This window comes from Streptomyces marokkonensis (assembly GCF_039539045.1).
Taxonomy (GTDB): Bacteria; Actinomycetota; Actinomycetes; order Streptomycetales; family Streptomycetaceae; genus Streptomyces; species Streptomyces marokkonensis.
Map to the genome: position 1 here is coordinate 1 of NZ_BAABCQ010000358.1, position 1881 is coordinate 1881.

The window sequence follows — 1881 nt, forward strand, 5'->3', positions numbered from 1 at the left end:
CAGCGCTCCCTGTCCCGCAACCCCCTCGTCCAGGTCATGCTCGCCCTCCAGAACATGCCCCGCGCCGAAGCGTCCCTGCCCGGGCTGCGCGTGCGGCCCGAACCCCTCGACATGGGCGTCTCCAAGTTCGACCTCTCCTTCCACCTGCGGGAGAGCCGCGGAGCCGACGGGGGAGAGGGCGGCATCGACGGAGTCCTGGAGTACAGCACCGACCTGTTCGACCACGGCACCGTCCGGTCCCTCGCCGACCGGCTGACCGCACTGCTGCGGCAGATGGTCGCCCGCCCCGAGCAGCCCCTGAGCGCGGCCGAACTGCTCACGCCCGCCGAAGGCGCCCGGCTGGCCCGGTGGAACGACACGGCCGCGCCGCCCGTCACCGAGACCCTGCCCCGGCTCTTCGAGGAGCGGGTGCGCCGCGACCCCGACGCACCGGCCGTGCGCCATGCGGGCACCGACACCGGCTGCGGCGACCTCAACGCCCGCGCCAACCGGCTCGCCCGGCACCTGGTCCGGGCGGGCGTCGGCACCGAGGACCTCGTCGGGATCGCCCTGCCGCGCACCCCCGAACTCCTCGTCGCCGTGTGGGCCGTGCTCAAGGCCGGCGCCGCCCACGTCCCGCTGGACCCGGGTTACCCGGCGCAACGCCTGACCCTGATGCTGGACGACGCCGCCCCGGCGTACGTCCTGACCACCCTCGACGGCGCGACCGCCCTGCCCGACGCGGCCCGCTGCCTCGCCCTGGACGACCCCGGCGTCCGCGCCCGCGTGGCCGCCGAGGACCCCGGCGACCTGACCGACGCCGACCGGCTGCGTCCGCTGCGCCCCGGCCACGCGGCCTACGCGATCTTCACCTCGGGCTCCACCGGCCGGCCCAAGGCCGTCGTCGTCCCGCACCGCAACGTGGCCGACCTCGCCGCCTGGGCGGCGGAGGAGTTCGGCGTCGGAGCACCGGCCTCCGTCACCGCCAGTACCTCCCTGAACTTCGACGTCTCCGTCTTCGAGCTGTTCTGCCCCCTGCTGAACGGCGGGCGCGTCGAGCTGGTCGACGACGTCCTGGCCCTCGCCGGGGACGCCGGAAGCAGCCCGGACGGCGACGGCGGCGACGGCGGGGACGCCGGGGACGGCGGCGGGCTGCTCAGCACGGTCCCCTCCGCCCTGTCCGCCCTCCTCTCCGGACCCGGCCTGCGGACGCGACCGCACACCCTGCTCTACGCGGGCGAGGCGCTGCCCGCCGCCCTCGTCGGCGACACCCACCGGGCCCTGCCCGGCTGCCGGGTCCTCAACGTCTACGGCCCGACCGAGGCCACCGTGTACGCCACCCGGGCGGAGCTGTCCCCCGACGACGACCGCCCGCCCGCCATCGGCGCCCCGCTGCGCAACGTCACCGCGCACGTCCTCGACGAACGGCTGCGCCCCCTCCCCCCGGGATCGGCGGGCGAACTGTACCTGGCGGGCGAACTCCACCTGGCCCGCGGCTACCTGGGCCGGCCCGCGCTGACGGCCGAGCGCTTCGTGGCCCACCCCTTCGGGCCGCCCGGCAGCCGCATGTACCGCACCGGCGACCTGGTCCGCAGGCGGGCCGACGGCAGCATCGAGTACCTCGGCCGCCTGGACGACCAGGTCAAGATCCGCGGCTTCCGCATCGAGCCCCGCGAGATCGAGGCGGTCCTCACGGCCCTGCCCGACGTCCGGGAGGCCGTCGTCACCGCCGTGCCCGACCCGGCCGGCGAACGGCGCCTCGTCGCCTACGCCGTGCTCCGCGCCGACGGTGCCCTCACCCCCGACGCCCTGCGTGCGCACGCCGCGCAGGCCCTGCCGGGTCACCTCGTCCCGGCGGCGTTCGTGGTGCTGGAGCGGTTGCCGCTGACGGTGAACGGGAAG

General features: G+C 76.3%; 1 protein-coding gene. It reads left to right on the plus strand.

Going from position 1 to position 1881, the window contains the following annotated elements:
• Positions 1-1881: non-ribosomal peptide synthetase (locus tag ABEA26_RS35835; RefSeq protein ID WP_345598237.1), on the plus strand; the 1881-nt coding region annotated here is incomplete at both ends.